The sequence below is a fragment of the Nitratireductor mangrovi genome, assembly GCF_007922615.2.
Taxonomy (GTDB): Bacteria; Pseudomonadota; Alphaproteobacteria; order Rhizobiales; family Rhizobiaceae; genus Mangrovimarina; species Mangrovimarina mangrovi.
In genome coordinates, this window is record NZ_CP042301.2 from 651465 (window position 1) to 669858 (window position 18394).

Below are 18394 nucleotides of genomic sequence, written 5' to 3' on the forward strand. Positions count from 1 at the left end.
CGGCCCGTCCGACCGCAGCCGCGCAGCGTGCGAGGACGGACAGAACTGCGAATCCGTCGCGCGACGAGAGGCGCCGAAATGAGCCACAAAGAACGCATCTACCTCTTCGACACGACGCTGCGCGACGGCCAGCAGACGCCAGGCATCGACTTCTCCGTCGAGGACAAGATCGCGATCGCCAGGCTGCTCGACGAGTTCGGCGTCGACTATGTCGAAGGCGGCTACCCGGGCGCCAACCCGACCGACACGGCGTTCTTCGCCGAAAAGCGCACGACGCGGTCGGCCTTCGTCGCGTTCGGCATGACCAAGCGCGCCGGCGTTTCGGCCTCCAATGATCCGGGCCTTGCCGCGCTGGTCGCCTCGGCTTCCGATGCGATCTGCTTCGTCGCGAAGGGTTGGGACTATCACGTCCGCGTCGCGCTCGGCTGCTCCAACGAGGAAAACCTCGATTCCATCCGGACCTCGGTCGAGGCCGCGGTTGCCGCCGGCAAGGAAGCGATGCTCGACTGCGAGCATTTTTTCGACGGTTTCAAGGCCAATCCCGACTACGCGCTGGCCTGCGCGAAGACCGCCCATGACGCCGGCGCGCGCTGGGTGGTGTTGTGCGACACCAACGGCGGCACGCAGCCGTCCGAAATCCGCGCCATCGTGGAAAAGGTGATCGCGTCCGGCATCCCCGGCGAGAGGCTCGGCATTCACGCCCATGACGACACCGGCCAGGCGGTCGCCAATTCGCTGGCCGCCATCGAGGCCGGCGTGCGCCAGGTGCAGGGCACGCTGAACGGCATCGGCGAGCGCTGCGGCAACGCCAACCTGGTCTCCATCATCCCGACACTGATGCTGAAGGAAGCCTATGCGGCGCGCTTCGAGACCGGGCTTTCGTCCGACGCGCTGGCGGACATCTCGCGCCTCAGCCACGCCTTCGACGAACTCCTGAACCGCGCGCCGGAACCGCAGGCGCCCTATGTCGGCGCCTCGGCCTTCGCCACCAAGGCCGGCATCCATGCCTCGGCGCTGCTCAAGGAGCCGCAGACCTATGAGCATGTGCCGCCGGAGGCGGTCGGCAACAGGCGCCGCGTCATGGTGTCTGACCAGGGCGGCAAATCCAACTTCATCGCCGAACTGAAGCGCCGCGGCATCGAGGTGGCGAAGGACGATCCGCGCCTCGACACGCTGATCTCGCTGGTCAAGGAGCGCGAGGCGACGGGTTACGCCTATGAGGGGGCGGACGCCAGTTTCGAGCTTCTGGCGCGGCGCACGCTCGGCCGCGTGCCGGACTTCTTCAAGGTCGATTCCTTCCGCTGCATGGTCGAGCGCCGCTTCGACGCCAACGGACAGCTGAAGACGGTGTCGGAGGCGATCGTGCGCGTCACCGTCGACGGCGAGGAGAAGCTGTCGGTGGCCGAGGGCCACGGCCCGGTCAACGCGCTCGACATCGCGCTCAGGAAGGACCTCGGCAAATACCAGGCCGAGATCGGCGACATGACGCTGGTCGACTTCAAGGTCCGTATCCTCAATGGCGGCACCGAGGCGATCACCCGCGTGCTGATCGAAAGCCATGACGGCACCGGCGCGCGCTGGTGGACGGTCGGCGTCTCCGACAACATCATCGACGCCTCCTTCCAGGCGCTGATGGATTCGATCGTCTACAAGCTGATGAAGAACCGCGAGATGGCCGGGCTGGCCGCGGCGGAGTAGGCCAGCCCGCAAATTCGCGCTGGTCCATTGCCCGAAAGCGGTTGGCCGATGGCAGGTCGCCATCGCATAGGAGACGAATGACCACCGAGACGGCTCCGGCCGACAACGCCGCCGCGCGCGGCTTCGCCTTCGCCTTTTCCGCCTATTTCCTGTGGGGCCTGCTGCCCTTGCTGATGAAGGCGCTGGGCCACATCCCGGCAGTGGAAGTGGTGGCGCACCGCATCGTCTGGTCGGTGCCGATCGCCGGCGCGGTGCTGGTCGCACTCGGACGCACTGCCGACCTGAAGGCGGCGCTGCGCTCGCCGCGCACGCTCGCCATGGCGGCGCTGACGGCGGGTTTCATCACCGTCAACTGGGGCCTCTACGTCTGGGCGATCGCCGTCGGACGCGCCGTCGAGACCTCGCTCGGCTATTACATCAACCCGCTGGTGAGCATCGCCATGGGCGCGGTGCTGCTCGGCGAGAAGCTGACCCGGGCGCAGATTGTCGCGGTGGCCCTCGCCGCCGCCGCCGTGGCGCTGCTGACAGTCGAGGCCGGCGGCCTTCCGTGGGTGTCGCTGGTGCTGGCCTTTTCCTTCGCCTGCTATGGCTTTCTGCGCAAGACGCTGCCGATCGGCCCCAGCCAGGGCTTTTTCCTCGAAGTGCTGATCCTGGCGCTGCCGGCGCTTTTCTACCTGTTCTGGCTGGAAACCACCGGCGCCAGCCATTTCGCGCTCGCCGAGCCCGGCAACATCGCGCTGCTGCTCGCCTGCGGCCCGGCGACCGCGGTGCCGCTGCTGCTTTACGGCTTCGGCGCCAAGCTGTTGCGTCTCTCGACCATCGGCCTGATGCAATACATCGCCCCGACGATGATTTTCCTCATCGCCGTCTTCGTGTTCGACGAACCCTTCGGCGGCGTACGACTCGCGGCCTTCGCGCTGATCTGGGCGGCGCTGGCGATCTACACCTGGTCGATCCTCGCCGAGGCGCGCCGCGCCCGCCTGGCGGACATCGAGCCGGGCACGACTTAGGGCAATTGCATGAAAAGTCGGAACAGGTTTTCCGCCCGGGCCGAGGCCAAGCCTAGTTCGTCAGGCCGAAGCAGTTGGCGTAGTAGGTCGTCGTTGCCGGCCAGTCGGAGAACAGCCCGGCAATGCCGACATCCTCGTGCAGGACGTTCATCATCTCGAACACATCGCCTTCATTGTCGACCACCTCGCCGACCGACTGATAATACCAACCGCCGCCCTGCGTGAGCAGGCCGGAGCGCTCCGCCGTCCAGGTGATGATCTTAAGGTCGGCTTTCCTGGCCTCCCTGGCGTAGGCGGAAGGGACCATCCGGCCGTCATCGAGCGTGACCAGAACCCACATCGGCGGCGCGATGTAGTTGACGCCCATGTCCTTGAGTTCCTGCATGGAATGGGGCCATGTCGACGGGTCGGTGTGCGACCAGCCATCCATGTCGTAGCTGTCGTCCAGATAGACCGCCTGCCTGCCGAATTCGGGTTCGTTCTCGATCCAGTAGAGCACGTCTTCAAGCTGGAACGACTGCGCGAAGACGTCCGCCGGGTCGACGCCGGCCGCCTTGTATTCGTCGATCATCGCCTGCGCGTAAGCCTCCTGGGTGAAGCCGTCGAACGGCATCTCGACCGCCGGCGCCTTCAGTTCAGGCGTGAACTTCACGCCTAGCGCCTTGAAGAGCTCGATCGATTCCGCATGGGTCATCAGTGTGCCGGAGCCGGCATAGAGGTCGGTGCGCCATGCCGGGGTGGCGTCGAGGAACGCCTCGACGGTCGTCGCCGAGGCGTTGCCCGCGTCCATCTTGCCGCTGAGCGTCCTGAATTCGGCCAGCGTCAGCTCCGAGGTGCGGCAGGAGGCCGACGCCTTGTCGTCGCCGGCTGCCGCCTTGAACGGCTTGACGCAGGTGCCGGCGAGCTCGGTGGCGAGGATGTTGGTGGTTGTTGCCAGATCGGCCTGCGAATGCCGGCACACCAGCTGCTTGTCCTTTGTGAAGGTGACGTCGCATTCGAGGATGCCGGCGCCCATGCGCGCCGCTGCAACATAGGATTCGCGCGTGTGCTCGGGGAACTGCATGGCCGCGCCGCGATGGCCGATCGACCAGTCGGATTTCGAGAACGGTCCGGCCTGGCAGGCGGCAAGTTTCTCCTTGAGCGGGCCGTCCCTCATCTGGTCGATGAGGTAGAAGGGGCGCGGGCCGAGCTGCACGCTCGCCGCCGTGTCGGCCGACAGCGCCGGCAAGGATCCTCCCGCCGTCGAGATGGCGAGGGCGGCGATGGCGATGCGAATCATGATGGTCTCCTGCAGCTTTGCGAAGAGACCACAGAACCAGCGGCTGATGACAGGCCGACTGCGGGCGCGCGACAGTTTCGTGACGACGCGCAAGGGCGCGCTACATGCGCTCGATGACGGCCTGCGAGCCTTCCGGGTGCTTGCCCTGCCTCGTGTTCAGGATCGCCGGAACGACATCGTCGACATCATCGAGCACCAGCGGCCGGACATTGGCGGCCGAATGGATGAAGCCCTGCGCCTTCATGTGATCGAGCAGCGACACCATCGGGTCCCAGAAGCCGTCGAGATTGGCGAAGACGATCGGCTTAGAATGCCGCCCGAGCTGGGCCCAGGTCATGATCTCGACGATTTCCTCCAGCGTGCCGATGCCGCCCGGCAACGCCACGAAAGCGTCGGATTTCTCGAACATGATGTGCTTGCGCTGATGCATGTCCTCGGTGGTGACGAGTTCGTCGAGTTGGGCAAGGGCGTCTTCGGTCGCTTCCTTGTTCATCAGGAATTCCGGGATGATGCCGGTCACCTTGCCGCCGGCTTCCATCGCGCCGGTGGCGACGGCTCCCATGATGCCCCTGGCGCCGCCGCCATAGACCAGCCGCAGGCCGGCATCGGCGATGGCGTTGCCAAGCCGCCGGCCCGCCTCGACGTGCAGCGGAGATTTGCCCGGCGAGGAGCCGCAATAGACGCAGATGGAGTGGATGTCGCTCATGTTTCAGATTGGTGGTGACAGTCGCCGTGGGCGTCAAGGCCGGCACGGCGTTTTTCTTGTCGCACTGCCAAAAACAGGCTAATCGTCCGTAATCGGCAAAGGATTCGCACAACCGATGGTCATCTCGCCGCTGAAGGCGCTTCTATTCCTGGCCGGTGGATCGGCCGCAGCCGTCACGACTGCCTACGTTACCGGCGCACTGGACGGTGTCCTCGAGGACCCGCCGGCGATGATCGCTGCGCTGCCCGACCCGGCAGCCCCCGACGACGCCCCCGGGGAAGCGGTGATCCCGGCTCCCGACAAGCCGGACGCGGCGCCCGCGGCCGGCAACAATGAGGACGCGCCTCCGGACAAGGCCGAGGTCGTGCCGCCTACCTTCGATCTGGTGCGGGTCGAGCCCGACGGTTCGGTGGTGCTGGCCGGAAAGGCCGCCGCCAACGCTGCGATCGAGATCATCACCGGAACGACAGTGATTGCGCGCACGACCGCAACGCCGGAAGGCGATTTTGCCGTGGTGCTGGACGATCCGCTGAAGCCCGGCGACTACCAGATCGTGCTGCGCTCGACGACGCCCGACAATCTTGTTGCAACGTCGGTCGAGACGGCGCTGGTGTCGGTTCCCGAAACGGCGTCCGGCGAGGTCCTGGCGCTGGTCGAGGAGCCCGGCAAGCCGAGCAAGCTGATCACTGTGCCCAAGGCCGCGCCGGCCGAGGCTGCGACGGAAGAGGTGGCGCCCGCCGAGGAGGCCGAGCCGGCCGCAACCGCCGAGGCGCCGGCGCCAGAGACGGAAGAAGCCCCGCCGGCACCGGACACCGCCGAGGCGCCTGCCGTGGAAAGCGAAGCGCCTGCTGAAGAGACAGCCGCGGCCCCCGCCGAGGCAGGGGAAACGGTTGTCGCCAGGGCGGAGCCGGACCCGGCCGTTGAGCCGGAGGCCGAAGGCATGGCTGAGGAGCCGCAAGCGGCCGCACCCGAGGCAGCGCCCGCCGACGCTGCCGAAGCGCCGGCCGAGGAGGCCGAGTCGACCCCAGCCGCCGCCGAGCCCGAGCCTGCGGAAGAGCCCGTCGACGTCGCCAGGGCAGACCCCGCGCCGGCCGAACAGGCCACGCCGGAACCGCCGGCCGCCGAGCCGGCCGCGCAGGCGCCCGCGCCTGCCGAAGCCGACCGGCCCGTGGTGCTGGTCGAGGCGGTCGAGATCGAGGGCCGCAAGGTCTTCGTTGCCGGCATCGGCCAACCCGGCCTGACGGTGCGTGTCTATGCCAATGCCGACCTCTTGGGCGAGACCGAAGTGTCGCCCTCCGGCCGCTTCCTGATCGAGACCGAACGCGATCTGCCCGTAGGCGACTACATCATTCGTGCCGACCTGCTCGACGATGGCGGCCGCAAGGTGGTGGCGCGCGCCGCCGTGCCGTTCCAGCGCGAGCCCGGCGAGGCGATCGCCGCCGTGGCGCCGGCGCCGGAAATGCCGGCACCGGTCGTGGTCGAGACCGAACCGCGCGCCGAGACGCCGGCGGAAGCCGACGGTGAAGAAGAATTGGCGATGGCCAGGGCCGAGGAAAAGCCGGCGATGTCGGCCGACAACGGCGAGACGGAGGCGGCCGAAGCGCCTGCGGCGGCAAAGCCGGAGCCGGAGATGAAGGCGGCAACGCCTGCCGGAGAGACGGGCGAGGACACGGCCGGCAAAGAGGCTGCGTCGCCCGAACCGGCCGTCACGTCCGAGAAGCCCGCGCCGGAGGCTGTGGTCGCGGCCACCGAGCCTGCCGCAGACACCGTGCCCACTGCGCCGGAGGTCGAGGAGGTTCTGGCGCCGAAGCTGCAGCCGGTCGCGAGTGCCGTCATCATCCGGCGCGGCGACACGCTGTGGCGTATTTCGCGCCGGGTCTACGGTCGCGGCATTCGCTATTCGACCATCTATCTGGCCAATCAGGACCAGATCGAGGATCCGCACCGCATCTGGCCGGGACAGGTCTTCCGCGTGCCGGACAAGTCGAATGACGGCGAGGATGCCGACATGCAGGCGATGGAAGACCAGATGACGACCATCGAGGCGTCGGGCGACGCCGCTTCCGCGATCGAGTAGACGTTTTTGCTAGCCGACGTTGCGCCGGGGCAATTCATCGTATATCGTCGATTTACGATGAATATCGCGGCCGCAACAACCTGCCTGAAACCCGACGGTACCGCCCTGCCGGCGCTTGCCGCCGGCTTCGCGGCACTTGCCCATCCGGCCCGTCTGCGCATCCTTTGCCATCTCGCCGGCCGTGAAGCGTGCTGCTGCCGCGAGATCGTCGACGAGATCGACCTTGCCCAGTCCACGGTCTCGCAGCATCTCAAGGTGCTGGTCGAGGCCGGGCTGGTGCGCTACCGGCCCGAGAACCGGCGTTCGCAATACACGGTCGATCGCGAGGCCGTCGCCCGCCTCTCGGGCAGCGCGTCGACCTTCCTCGCCGGCTGCTGCGACCAATAGCGACAAGGGCGGCTGCGACGCCGCGACAAACCCCGGGAGCCATCCTTGGCCGACAAGACCGTTTCCGCCGAATCCGGCTCGACGCTGCAGACGCTGCGCAATTTATGGCCCTATATGTGGCCCGCCGACCGCGCCGACCTGAAGATGCGGGTCGTGTGGGCGACGCTTTTCCTCGTCACCGCCAAGCTCGTGCTGCTCCTGGTGCCTTATTTCTTCAAATGGGCGACCGACGCGCTCGACGGCGACCTGTCGGCTCTGCCTGCCTTGCCCGCTTTCCTCATCGCGCCGGTGATGCTGGTCGTCGCCTATAATGTCGTGCGCCTGGTGCAGCTTGGTTTCAACCAGCTGCGCGACGCCCTGTTCGCGCGTGTCGGCCAGCATGCGGTGCGCCAGCTCGCCTACAGGACCTTCGTGCACCTGCACACGCTGTCGCTGCGCTTTCACCTCGAGCGCCGCACCGGCGGCCTGTCGCGCATCATCGAGCGCGGCGTGAAGGGCATCGAGACGATCGTCCGCTTCACCATCCTCAACACGCTGCCGACCGTGATCGAGTTCGCGCTGGTCGCGATCGTGTTCGCGGTCGCCTATGGCTGGAGCTACGTCGCCGTCATCGCCGTCACCGTCTGGCTCTACACCTGGTTCACGGTCAGGGCGAGCGACTGGCGCATCGGCATCCGTCGCGAGATGAACGACAGCGACACCGACGCCAACACCAAGGCGATCGATTCGCTGCTCAATTTCGAGACGGTCAAATATTTCGGCAACGAGGCGATGGAAGCGCGCCGCTTCGACCGCTCGATGGCCCGCTACGAGGTGGCCGCGACCCGCATCTGGACCTCGCTCGGCTGGCTGAACTTCGGCCAGGGCGTCATCTTCGGCGCCGGCATGGCCACCGTCATGGTGATGTCGGCGCTCGAGGTCGCCGCCGGAACCCACACGCTCGGCGACTTCGTCTTCGTCAACGCCATGCTGATGCAGCTCTCGATCCCGCTCAACTTCATCGGCTTCATCTACCGCGAGATCAGGCAGGGCCTGACCGACATCGAGCAGATGTTCGACCTTTTGGACGTGCCGCAGGAAATTACCGACCGGCCGGGCGCCACCGCGCTCGAGGTCAGCGAAGGCGCGATCCGCTTCGACGATGTGCATTTCGCCTATGACGCCAGCCGGCCGATCCTGAAGGGAATCAGCTTCGAGGTGCCGCCCGGCAAGACCGTGGCGATCGTTGGCCCGTCCGGGGCCGGCAAGTCGACCATCTCGCGGCTGCTGTTCCGCTTCTACGATATCCAGCAAGGCACGATCACCATCGACGGCCAGGATGTGCGCGACGTCACCCAGGAAAGCCTGCGCGGCGCCATCGGCATGGTCCCGCAGGACACGGTGCTCTTCAACGACACCATCGCCTACAATATCCGTTACGGCCGCACCGAGGCGGGCGACGAGGAGGTCGAAAAGGCCGCCGATCTCGCCCAGATAGGCGCTTTCATCGCGCAGCTGCCGGAAGGTTATCGCACCATGGTCGGCGAACGCGGCCTCAAGCTCTCCGGCGGCGAGAAGCAGCGCGTGGCGATCGCCCGCACCATCCTCAAGGCGCCGCCGATCCTGATTCTCGACGAGGCGACCTCGGCGCTGGACACCCACACCGAGCAGGAGATCCAGAGCGCGCTCGACCTGGTCAGCCGCGGCCGCACGACGCTGGTCATCGCGCACCGGCTGTCCACCGTCATCGCCGCCGACGAGATCATCGTCTTGAAGGACGGCGTGATCGCGGAGCGCGGCACCCATCGTGCGCTGCTCGATTGCCGCGGTCTTTACGCCGAGATGTGGGACCGCCAGCGCGAGGCGACCGAAGCCGAGGAGAAGCTGCGCCGCGCCCGCGAGACCGACGAGATGGGCGTCATTGTCCGCCGGCGGACGGCCGAGGTCGGAGAGGCCTGATGGGCGTCGCCATGGTCGCGCCACGCGTTGCGGCGCAAGGTCGTTTCCGCTAAGCATCCGGCTCTGAAAAACCGGAGCCCGCCACGGCGATGAGCCTGCAGCAATCGATCCGCAACGCCCTCGTTCCCGTGCACCGCGAGGGCTGGCCCTTTGTCGGCGCCTTTGCCGGTGCGGCCATCATTCTGGGCGTCTTCTCGACCAGCCTGTTCTGGATCGGCGTAGCGCTGACCGCCTGGTGCGCCTATTTCTTCCGCGACCCCGAGCGCGTGACCCCGGTCGACGACCGGCTCGTCGTCAGCCCCGCCGACGGCATCGTGTCGAATGTCGGGCCGGCCATGCCGCCACGCGAGCTCGGTCTCGGCGATGTCGAGATGCTGCGCATCTCCGTGTTCATGAACGTCTTTTCCTGCCACATCAACCGCGCCCCGGTGCGCGGCCGGCTGAGCCGCATCGAGCATCGCGCCGGCAAGTTCCTCAACGCCGAGCTCGACAAGGCGAGCCGCGAGAACGAACGCAACAGCCTGCTGATCGAAAGCCCCAACGGTCCGGTCGCCACGGTGCAGATCGCCGGGCTCGTGGCGCGCCGCATCGTCTGCTGGGTCGAGGAGGAGACCGATATCGCCGTCGGCGAGCGCATCGGGCTGATCCGCTTCGGCTCGCGCGTCGACGTCTTCCTGCCGGCGGGCGCGGTGGCGCGCGTCGCCGTCGGCCAGACCTCGATTGCCGGCGAGACGGTGATCGCCGAGTTCGGCGCACCGGCTTCGGCGCCGCTGATGCGGGTATCGTGACCGGTGGCTGACGGCCTCGAACCGGGCAGCGCACCGAGACGCGACCCGCGCGGGCCGCGCATCCGCGAAATCCCGCTGCGCATGGTGATCCCGAACCTGGTCACCGTGCTCGCCATCTGCGCCGGGCTGACCGGCATTCGTCTGGCCTTCGAACACCGCATCGAGTTGGCCGTCGCCATGGTGCTGCTCGCCGCCTTCCTCGACGGCGTCGACGGCCGTGTGGCGAGGGCGCTGAAAGCGACGTCGAAGTTCGGCGCCGAGATGGATTCTCTGGCCGACATCGTCAATTTCGGCGTCGCGCCGGGGCTGGTGCTTTACGCCTTTCTGCTCGACCGCGCGGGTGCGCCGGGCTGGATCGCCGCGCTGCTTTTCGCCATCGCCTGCGGGCTGCGGCTCGCGCGTTTCAACGTCATGGACCACGATCCGGGCAAGGGTTGGCGCGCCGGCTATTTTACCGGCGTGCCGGCCCCGGCTGGCGCCATGCTGGTGCTGCTGCCGGCCTATCTGAGCTTTCTGGGCGTCGAGCATTCGCGGGGCTTTGCCTGGTTTTCCTGCGCTTTCACGCTGCTGGTCGCCGTCCTGCTGGTGAGCCGCATTCCGGTCTGGTCGGGCAAGAACCTCGGCCGCATCCGCGGCGACATGGTCATGCCGCTGATCCTTCTGATCGTCTTTTACGTGCTGTTGCTGATCAACTATCCCTGGCACACGATGAGCGTGACAGCGCTCGCCTATCTCTGCTTCATCCCCCTGAGCTGGCTCGGCTACCGCCGCCGCGAGGCGCGCGACGGGCCGGACGAGGGGGGGGAGGGCTGATCGGTCCCACACCCGGCGCCTGCCCCCGGCATAGCTCCGATTTCCAAGTCCCAAGGAGAAAAAACCATGACCATCCGCCGCATCGAACCCGGCAAGCGCATGAGCCAGGCCGTGATCCACAACGGCACCGTCTATCTCGCCGGCCAGGTCGGAACGCCCGGCAAGCCGGTCGCCGAGCAGACGAAGGACGTCCTCGCCGCGGTCGACCGCCAGCTTGCCGCCGCCGGCACCGACAAGTCGAAGCTGCTGCAGGCCACGATCTGGCTCGCCGACATGCGCGACTTCGCGGCCATGAACGAGGTCTGGGAGGCCTGGATCGATCCGGCCAACCCGCCGGCGCGTGCCACCGGCGAGGCGCGGCTGGCCGCCCCCGACCTTCTGGTCGAGATCATCATCGTCGCTGCCGCGTAAGCGCTCGTCGAGCAAAAGGGAAGGGCGGTCGCCCGCCCTTCCAGTTGCCGCCCGGAGGGAGCCCGGCCGGCGAGGGAGGCCTGTCAGGCGGCGCGGTATTGCGGCGTCGAGGCGAGGTAGCGCGCAAACGCGTCGGCATTGGGCGGCGTCAGGTTTTCCGCCAGCGGATTGCGCCGCCTGACCCTGGCGCCCATGTCGGCCAGAAGCTCGTCGAAATGCTTGAAATGGTAGGGCGCCACGCAGAGCCCGCCATAGACGCCTGCGGCCGGCCGCTCCTTGCGCTTCCAGTTGAGCATCATCTCGATGTTGCGGTTCATCTCTTCCGCGCTCGGCTGGCGCGCCAGCATGCCATCGGCGTAGCGCACCAGCCAGTTGGCGGCGAGTTCGGCGCTGAGCACGGTGCAGAAGGAGGAGTTGAAGCCGACGAATCCCATGTCCGGCAGGTCGGGATTGGCGATGATGCGATAGAGCCGGTACTGGCCGTCGCGCTCGACGAGCTTCTGCCGGTATTCCTCCGGCAGGAACGGCACGCCGAGTTTCCAGCCGACCGCCTGGATGGCGATATCGGCCGCCACCCGCTCGCCGCCGGTGAGAAACACGGTTCCGGGCTCGTAGCGCGCGAACGTGCCTTGGATGGCGCGGATGCGGCCGTCGGCGACCATGTCGAAGAACCCGGGCGTGACGATCGGCACCGAGCAATTGATGCCGCGCTCGATCGGCTCGTTGGGTTTCAGCCCGGTCTTCTTCAGCTTGAGCTGCATGGTCAGCAGGCTCTCCAGCGCCCGCCAGTTGGCCCACACGAAAGGCTTGGCGATCGCGTGGTTGGCCCGCGCCAGCCATGACTGGCCCCAGCCCGGGAACATCTTTTCCTGGGCGCGGATATAGAGGATGCGCTTGAAGTTGATCAGCCCGCCGATGAAGTAGGGGATCCGCCAGACCGATTCCAGATAGACGATGGTGACGGCGGCGGCGCCGGACTTGACCGCATTGACGGCGATGTCGGTCGCGGATTTGGAAAAGCCGAGCACCACCACCTTCCGGCCCCTGAGCGCGGCCGGGTCGGTGTATTCGGACGAATGCATGACCTTGCCGCCGGCGGCGACGAAATCGTCCTGGCCGGGATGGGTCAGCACGTTCTTTTCGGAGAACTGGCCGGTGCAGATGGCGACGAAGTCGAAATCCTCTCCGGTCGAAGCTCCATCCTTGTCTTCCAGCTTCAGCGTCCAGCCTCTGGCGCCGCCGCCCCGCCGCTCCATGCCGGCGACCCGCGTCTGGTAGCGGATCAGCGGCACGATGCCGTTTTCCGCGGCGTAATCTTCGAGATAGGCATGCACCTGCGGCCCCTTCGGCCATTCCGGGTAGTCGCCCGGCATCGCTTTCGAGGTGTAGCGATAGAGGTCCTTCGGGCTTTGCGTCTGCACGTCGGGATAGGAGCGCGACGGCTCCCAGACGCCGCCCAGCCCTTGGCTGCGCTCGATGACCGTCACCTCATGTCCGCGTTCCTTGAACGCCTTGGCGGCGGCAAGCCCGCTGACGCCGGCGCCGATGACGGCGACCTTTTTCTTCTCGACCATCGTGATTCCCCTTGTCTGGCGACCGTCGGCGCAAGGCTCCGCCCCGCGGCGCGCTGCTGCGCGCCGCCCGGACCGCTCGCGGCGGCCGCTTTGTTGCGTTCAGGCGGTCAGTCGTTGGCTTCCGGCGGCAGGAAGTCGACCTCGTGATCGGCGGAGATCTTCACCACCTCCTCCGGATCGGTGAGGTCGTGCAGCCGGTTGAACAATTCTTCCAACTTGCGCGCCGGCGACACCCAGAACATCGCCCGGGCCGGCTTGTCCGACTTGTTGAAATAGCCGTGCGGGATGCCGCGCGGCATGCGCACCAGGTCGCCGGCTTTCGCCTTCACCCATTCGCCATCGAGCTTCAGGTCCAACTCACCCTCCTGCACCAGGATGAACTCGTCCTGGGTCGGATGGACGTGGACAGGCACGAATTGCCCGGGCTCGCTGTTGGTCTCGAACGCGAAGGTGCTTTCGCATACGGCCTTCGGGAAATAGACCTGGCCGAGGATGTTCCAGGTCTTGCCGTTGAAGCCGGTGCCTTCGCGGGTGATGCCCTTGTCGAGGTTGTCGCTCATGTTGTTCTCCCATTTGTGGCTGGAAAGGCGCGTTCTCGGGACGCCTTTTCCTGCCTGCAAGACTAGACCCGCCGGCGGCCGCTCGGCTGTCCGCAAAACGAGATCACTATCCGGAAAACGAAATTTTCTGCCATGCGCGGCGTCTTGAAGCGGCAAAAGCTTGGATGGAACGCCAACGGTGCTACACTTTGCCAATGTGGGCTGAAGAGGGTTCCCGCCGCGAGCTTCCGCTTTCCCGCCACGTCCTGTTCGACACGGACGATCTCGACTGCGCGCGCGAAAGGGTCGCCCGCATTTTCTGCAGCCACCGGCTCGAGATCATCGGCCAGGGGCGCTCCTTCCGCGCGACCCACCGCCATGTGCCCGGCGAGATGATCTCGCTCAACTACATCAGCTACGGCGCCGACGTGATGATCGATCCCGGCGCGCTCGACAGTTTTTACCTGATCCAGATGCCGATCGCCGGGGCGGCGACGATCCGCAACGGCGGGCGTGAGTTCCTGACCGGGCCGCAGACCGCATCGGTGCTCAACGCCGATCTGGAGACCCGCATGCGCTGGTGGAGCGGCTGCGGGCAGTTGCTGATCCAGGTCAGCAAGGCGCCGTTCCTCGCCTTCGCCGAAAAGGTATTCGACCGCGCCCTGCCGGGGCCGCTCGTCTTCGACCCGTGCATCGATTTCACCCGGCCCGAGATGAATGGCTGGCGTGCCTTGTCGCGGCTTCTGTTCGAGGGCGCGGAAGCCGGCGTCCATTCCGGCATCCAGGCCACCTTCAACGAACAGCGGCTGATGGAGGCGTTTTTGACCTGGCAGCCGAGCAACATGACGCTGTTCCTCGACCGGTCGGGCCGCGGCGCCGCGCCGCGGCATCTGCGCCGGGCGGAAGAGTTCATCCGCGAAAACAGCGCTCGCGCCATCACCGTGCTCGACATCGCGCAAGCCGCCGGCGTCACCCCGCGTACGCTGCAACTGGCTTTCAGGGACAGGCACGGCGTGTCGCCGATGCGCGCCTTGCAGCGCGAACGCATGCGCCGTGTCCGCTTCGACCTGCTCGACGGCGGTGAGGGTGTGTCGGTAACCGACGTGGCGCTGAAATGGGGCTTTGCCCATCTCGGCCGTTTTTCCGCCGCCTACCGCCGCGAGTTCGGCGAACTGCCAAGCGAGACCGCGCGCCGCACCCGCGCGAACTGACGCTCTTCCTCGGCCGCAATCCCGCTTGCTGCTGCGCGGGGGCCGTGATTTTCTGAGCGCCTTCTGTAACGGAGGGAAATCCGATGGATGCGGAAGCGCTGAAGAGCCTGCAGGCCCCGATCAAGGCGCGCCTGCGCGAGGATGCCGCGGCCGGCCTGATCACTCTGAAGGCGACGGGCGCGGTCGACGACCGGAACATCGCCTGCAAGGTCGAGACCGGCCGCGCCATCGCTGTCGCGGGCCTGCACCCGGCCACCGGCGGCACCGGCGCCGAGCTCTGCTCGGGTGACATGCTGCTGGAGGCGCTGGTCGCCTGCGCCGGCGTGACGCTCAAGGCTGTCGCTACCGCGCTCGAATTCCGCCTCGGCAACGCGACGGTATCGGCCGAGGGCGACCTCGACTTCCGCGGCACGCTCGGCGTCGCGAAGGATGCGCCGGTCGGCTTTTCCGCGATCCGGCTTGCCTTCGACCTCGACACCGACGAGCCGCAGGAGCGCATCGACAGCCTGCTGAAGCTTACCGAACGTTATTGCGTCGTGTTCCAGACGCTGAGCACGAAACCGGAGCTGTCCGTCTCGGTCGCCTGACCGGTTTTTTGGACGCTTTGAACCTTTCGTCCCTCCGTTGCGACCAACCGGCATTGGCAACGCAAACCATGGAGGGACGCCATGTCCACGACTATCTCCAAGCTTATGAATGCCTTCGCCGCCGCCGCGATCCTCGCCGGATCGCTGGCCGCAACCAATGTCGCCTCGGCCCGCGACGGCGGTCTGCCGGACATTGATGCCCGGCCGATCTTCCTCGATACCGTGCCGCCGCCGGGCATTCTCGACGACATCCGGCCGTGCCGTAACTGTCAGCCCGGTCCCGGCGAGGATCGGCGCTTGCCCGACATTTTCAACCGCTCCAACCCGCCTGCGCCGCTGTCGCCGCATCCGTTCAGTACAACTCCGGGCGCGAGCTTCCGGTTCGAACTCGGCCGCTGACAAGGCCGAGAGGGAAGGAAAAGGCCCGGTGCAAGCCGGGCCTTTTTCACGCCCGGATTTTTTCGCCGCTCCTTTGAACCTTTTGTCCCGCCGCCGCGACCAACAGTCATTGGCAAACGCAAACCATGGAGGGACAAGATGTCTGCCAGCTTTTTCAAACTGACCAATCTCGTGACCGCAACCGCGATCCTCGCCGGCACCCTGGCGGCGACCGACATCGCCTCGGCCCGTGACGGCGGCGGCCCGGACCGCACCTATGCCGGCACGATCGAGATCGGCGACACGCCCGCAACCGCCACTCCGAAGAAGAAGGAAACCGCCAGCAAGCCCAAGCCGAAGAAGCGCGACAGCTTCGAGGATGCCGCGAAGATCATCCAGACCGCCGGCGCGCCGCGCCGCATCGGTTTGGGCCTGATCGGCGGCGTCGTCGGCGATTTTTCCTGCACGGTGGTGTGGTGCATCTTCGATCAGGTTCTCGGCTTCGACACCCGCTACACGCCCGGCGACGTGACCCGCCAGGTGATGGGCTACGAGCCCGCCAAGCGCGCACCGAAGCCAAAGAAGGAAAAGGCATCGAAATATCGCGACGACTGCCCCAAATGCCAGGAGGAAAAGAAGAAGGATGAGCGGCTTGCCGCCTGGCGCGCCCAGCAGAAAGCCAAGCGTGACGCGGCGATGAAAGCCCTGCACGAGGAGGCGGTCAAGCGGGCGGCTCTGCACAAGAAATATGGTGGCAACAACTACGACCGCCATGGCCCCGGCTACCAGATGCGCCTCGGCCGCTGAGCGAGGATTGTCCGCAGGAAAGCCCCGGCGAAGCGTCGCCGGGGCTTTCTTGCGTGTAGCCGTGTTGCGATCAGTTGGCCGCGAAGCAGTAGAACAGGCCGTCGCCGCCCGTGCCCTGCAGCGCTTCCTGGCTGCAGCCGCGCGAGGGATGCGACGAGTTCCATGATTTCGAGGGGGCGTCGTCGCGCAGGCCGATGCGGTCGTGATGGCCGACGATCGCCGAGCCTTCGCCGCTCGCCGTCCAGTTCTCGCAGGTCGCGGCGGCCGCCGTGCCGTCGGGGTTGGAACCGGTCAGGATGTCGTGCCGGTTGGGCTGGTCGCCGCGGCCGTTGACCGTGTTGCCGCTCTCGTCGAGTCCCGTTTCCTTCGAGATCGCATTGGCGTCGCTGTGCAGCGCGGCGACATCGTCGGCGATCTTGTCGCCCTTGGCGTTGTGCCAGGGACCGCTGCCGATGCGGTCGCGGGCGTTTTCGCCGTCGGTCGACAGATAGGCGCGCCAGGTCTTGCCGGACACGCCGGCCGCCTCGGCAAGGCTTGCGCAATGGGCGTCGGCGCCTTCCAGCCCGCCGAGATCGGCGCCATTGCCGGGCCCGGCGCTGGTGATGAAGAAGCTCATCGAATTGTCCTGGGCGTTGGCGGCAAGCACGCCGCCGGCCAAGAGCGCGGCGGCGACAAGGAACGTTCTCGTCATCGGTTTCCTCCCGAACTGAGCTCCCCGGCCCGTCGCAAAGGCTACGGGCCGGAACAAAAGGAGGAAAATCAACAACGCGTGTGGAAAGCGCCTATGCCGGCTTCTGCCAGGCCGTGAAGCGGTCTATTTCGTGGCTGCTGCCTGTTGCAGATAGTCAGTCCCACTCACTCTGTGGGTAACGATCCTCGACAGTGCCTTACGCTGCTCGCGGCCAGACGGCGTTGAATGGCCATAGATGCTGTCGATGTCGAACCGGTCCTCGGGAAAGGGACTCGGACTGCGGCCTGGCTGCCATTCACTGCCGGAGTCTGCCTGGCATGTGCCCACGACTTCCACGGCGTCGCCGAGGAACAGATGCAGGACGAACTCATCGCCATCGGCGTAGAAATGAAGCTCGGTCTCCGCCGGTTGCCGGAGGCTCAGTCGAATCAACTTGGAGACTGTGGTCGATCGCCTGACGCCATCGAGCTGAAGCCTCAATCGCGAGCACAGGGCGGTCGTAGCCCGCCTCATGTAGGCGAAACCCTCGATCTGAAACCACCGGATCGAGTGCGGCTCGGCCTCTGCAAAGAGAATCTCGAGATTGCCGTATCGCCGGTAGAAAGGGCAGAGATCGGTATCGTCGGGAGTTCCCAGCAAACTTTCGACCTCTGCGCGGTTCTGCACAACCGAAAGCGGCCCGAGCTTTCCGGTCGCGAGGAAATCGATCACGATGCGGTCGCTTGGGCAGGCACGGCTTTACGCCGGCTTCTGCCAGGCCGTGAAGCGGCCGAGCTCGACGTTCCAGATCAGCCCGGTCTCGGTCAGAGTGGGGCTGGCAAGCGGCAGGATCTCCGCCGCAACCTCGGAAGGATGCGGCAGTGTCTCGGGGTCTTCGCCCGGCATCGCCAGCGCGCGCATGGCCGTGCGCGCCACGCCGGGATTGACGATGTTGACCCGGAGCGGCGTGTTTCTGGTCTCGTCGGCCCAGGATCGCGCCAGCGCCTCGACCGCCGCCTTCGATGCCGCGTAGGGCGCCCAGTAGGCGCGCGCCGAATGCGCCGACCCCGAGGAAAGCACGATCGCGCGGCCGGCGTCGGACCGCCTCAGCAGCGGATCGACGGAGCGGATCAGCCGCCAGGTACCGGTCACGTTGACCGCCATCACCTTGTCGAACACCTTGGCCTCGACATGGCCGATCGGCGCGATGACGCCGAGCACGCCGGCATTGGCGACGAGAATGTCGAGCTTTTGCCAGCGCTCGTTGATCGCGCCGCCGAGCCGGTCGATGCCGGCCATGTCGGTGAGGTCGAGCGGCACCAGCGTCGCTTCACCCTTGCCGGTGCGGGCCGCCTCGGCCTTGATCTCGTCGTCGAGTTCCTCCAGCCCGCCGACGGTGCGGGCAACCGCGATCACGTGCGCGCCGGCCGCCGCCATCTGCCTGGCGACGAAATAGCCGATGCCGCGCGAGGCGCCGGTGACGAGCGCGACGCGCCCGGTAAGGTCGGGGGAGGATGTCAA

19 protein-coding genes are annotated in these 18394 nt (G+C 66.7%); 12 read left to right on the forward strand and 7 right to left on the reverse strand.

Annotated features, from left to right (window positions below):
• Positions 1 to 78 precede the first annotated feature (78 nt).
• Complete coding sequence (gene cimA / locus FQ775_RS03115; protein WP_146297384.1) at positions 79 to 1698, forward strand: citramalate synthase; 1620 nt, start codon at positions 79 to 81, stop codon at positions 1696 to 1698.
• A 77-nt stretch (positions 1699 to 1775) separates the two neighbouring features.
• Positions 1776 to 2708: an EamA family transporter RarD gene (gene rarD, locus FQ775_RS03120; RefSeq protein ID WP_146297382.1), complete on the forward strand. Its 933-nt coding sequence runs from the start codon at positions 1776 to 1778 to the stop codon at positions 2706 to 2708.
• 52 nt (positions 2709 to 2760) lie between these two features.
• Here the strand turns inward: rarD and FQ775_RS03125 are convergent, their stop codons facing one another.
• Positions 2761 to 3987 carry a glycerophosphodiester phosphodiesterase family protein gene (locus FQ775_RS03125; protein ID WP_146297380.1) on the reverse strand — a complete coding sequence of 409 codons (1227 nt, stop codon included), beginning with the start codon at positions 3985 to 3987 and terminating at the stop codon, positions 2761 to 2763.
• A 100-nt stretch (positions 3988 to 4087) separates the two neighbouring features.
• A complete protein-coding gene (locus FQ775_RS03130) occupies positions 4088 to 4693 on the reverse strand; it encodes an LOG family protein (RefSeq protein ID WP_146297378.1) in 606 nt (201 codons plus the stop codon).
• A 115-nt stretch (positions 4694 to 4808) separates the two neighbouring features.
• Between FQ775_RS03130 and FQ775_RS03135 the strand changes: the two genes are divergently transcribed.
• The 6 genes from FQ775_RS03135 to FQ775_RS03160 all read left to right on the forward strand — a co-directional run bounded on the left by FQ775_RS03135 (position 4809) and on the right by FQ775_RS03160 (position 11107).
• Positions 4809 to 6770, forward strand: a complete 1962-nt coding sequence (locus FQ775_RS03135; RefSeq protein WP_167812753.1) for a LysM peptidoglycan-binding domain-containing protein — start codon at positions 4809 to 4811, stop codon at positions 6768 to 6770.
• Positions 6771 to 6827: 57 nt separating this feature from the next.
• A complete protein-coding gene (locus tag FQ775_RS03140) occupies positions 6828 to 7157 on the forward strand; it encodes an ArsR/SmtB family transcription factor (protein WP_146299686.1) in 330 nt (109 codons plus the stop codon).
• Positions 7158 to 7202: 45 nt separating this feature from the next.
• The gene (locus tag FQ775_RS03145) at positions 7203 to 9095 is read left to right on the forward strand and encodes an ABCB family ABC transporter ATP-binding protein/permease (RefSeq protein ID WP_146299685.1); all 1893 of its coding nucleotides are present in this window, start codon (positions 7203 to 7205) and stop codon (positions 9093 to 9095) included.
• Between the two features lie 89 nt (positions 9096 to 9184).
• Positions 9185 to 9883, forward strand: coding sequence for a phosphatidylserine decarboxylase (locus FQ775_RS03150; RefSeq protein WP_146299684.1), 699 nt, complete (start codon positions 9185 to 9187; stop codon positions 9881 to 9883).
• 3 nt (positions 9884 to 9886) lie between these two features.
• Positions 9887 to 10696 (forward strand): CDP-diacylglycerol--serine O-phosphatidyltransferase, encoded by an 810-nt coding sequence (pssA, locus tag FQ775_RS03155; protein WP_246730256.1) that lies wholly within the window; start codon positions 9887 to 9889, stop codon positions 10694 to 10696.
• 66 nt (positions 10697 to 10762) lie between these two features.
• Positions 10763 to 11107: a RidA family protein gene (locus FQ775_RS03160; protein ID WP_146299683.1), complete on the forward strand. Its 345-nt coding sequence runs from the start codon at positions 10763 to 10765 to the stop codon at positions 11105 to 11107.
• An 83-nt stretch (positions 11108 to 11190) separates the two neighbouring features.
• On the opposite strand, the gene FQ775_RS03165 is transcribed toward FQ775_RS03160, so the two are convergent.
• Entirely contained in the window at positions 11191 to 12681 is a 1491-nt protein-coding gene (locus FQ775_RS03165) for a flavin-containing monooxygenase (protein WP_146299682.1), read from the reverse strand.
• Between the two features lie 107 nt (positions 12682 to 12788).
• Positions 12789 to 13241, reverse strand: a complete 453-nt coding sequence (locus FQ775_RS03170) for a cupin domain-containing protein (RefSeq protein WP_146299681.1) — start codon at positions 13239 to 13241, stop codon at positions 12789 to 12791.
• Between the two features lie 164 nt (positions 13242 to 13405).
• On the opposite strand from FQ775_RS03170, the gene FQ775_RS03175 reads away from it, so the two are divergent.
• The 4 genes from FQ775_RS03175 to FQ775_RS03190 all read left to right on the forward strand — a co-directional run bounded on the left by FQ775_RS03175 (position 13406) and on the right by FQ775_RS03190 (position 16203).
• Positions 13406 to 14431 carry an AraC family transcriptional regulator gene (locus FQ775_RS03175; protein WP_246730257.1) on the forward strand — a complete coding sequence of 342 codons (1026 nt, stop codon included), beginning with the start codon at positions 13406 to 13408 and terminating at the stop codon, positions 14429 to 14431.
• 83 nt (positions 14432 to 14514) lie between these two features.
• Entirely contained in the window at positions 14515 to 15018 is a 504-nt protein-coding gene (locus FQ775_RS03180; protein WP_146299680.1) for an OsmC family protein, read from the forward strand.
• Between the two features lie 81 nt (positions 15019 to 15099).
• The gene (locus FQ775_RS03185; protein ID WP_146299679.1) at positions 15100 to 15417 is read left to right on the forward strand and encodes a hypothetical protein; all 318 of its coding nucleotides are present in this window, start codon (positions 15100 to 15102) and stop codon (positions 15415 to 15417) included.
• 138 nt (positions 15418 to 15555) lie between these two features.
• Positions 15556 to 16203 (forward strand): hypothetical protein, encoded by a 648-nt coding sequence (locus FQ775_RS03190; RefSeq protein ID WP_146299678.1) that lies wholly within the window; start codon positions 15556 to 15558, stop codon positions 16201 to 16203.
• Between the two features lie 70 nt (positions 16204 to 16273).
• On the opposite strand, the gene FQ775_RS03195 is transcribed toward FQ775_RS03190, so the two are convergent.
• The 3 genes from FQ775_RS03195 to FQ775_RS03205 form a co-directional block, all read right to left on the reverse strand.
• Positions 16274 to 16894: a hypothetical protein gene (locus FQ775_RS03195; RefSeq protein WP_146299677.1), complete on the reverse strand. Its 621-nt coding sequence runs from the start codon at positions 16892 to 16894 to the stop codon at positions 16274 to 16276.
• A 123-nt stretch (positions 16895 to 17017) separates the two neighbouring features.
• Complete coding sequence (locus FQ775_RS03200; RefSeq protein ID WP_146299676.1) at positions 17018 to 17605, reverse strand: hypothetical protein; 588 nt, start codon at positions 17603 to 17605, stop codon at positions 17018 to 17020.
• Between the two features lie 27 nt (positions 17606 to 17632).
• Complete coding sequence (locus FQ775_RS03205; protein WP_146299675.1) at positions 17633 to 18394, reverse strand: SDR family NAD(P)-dependent oxidoreductase; 762 nt, start codon at positions 18392 to 18394, stop codon at positions 17633 to 17635.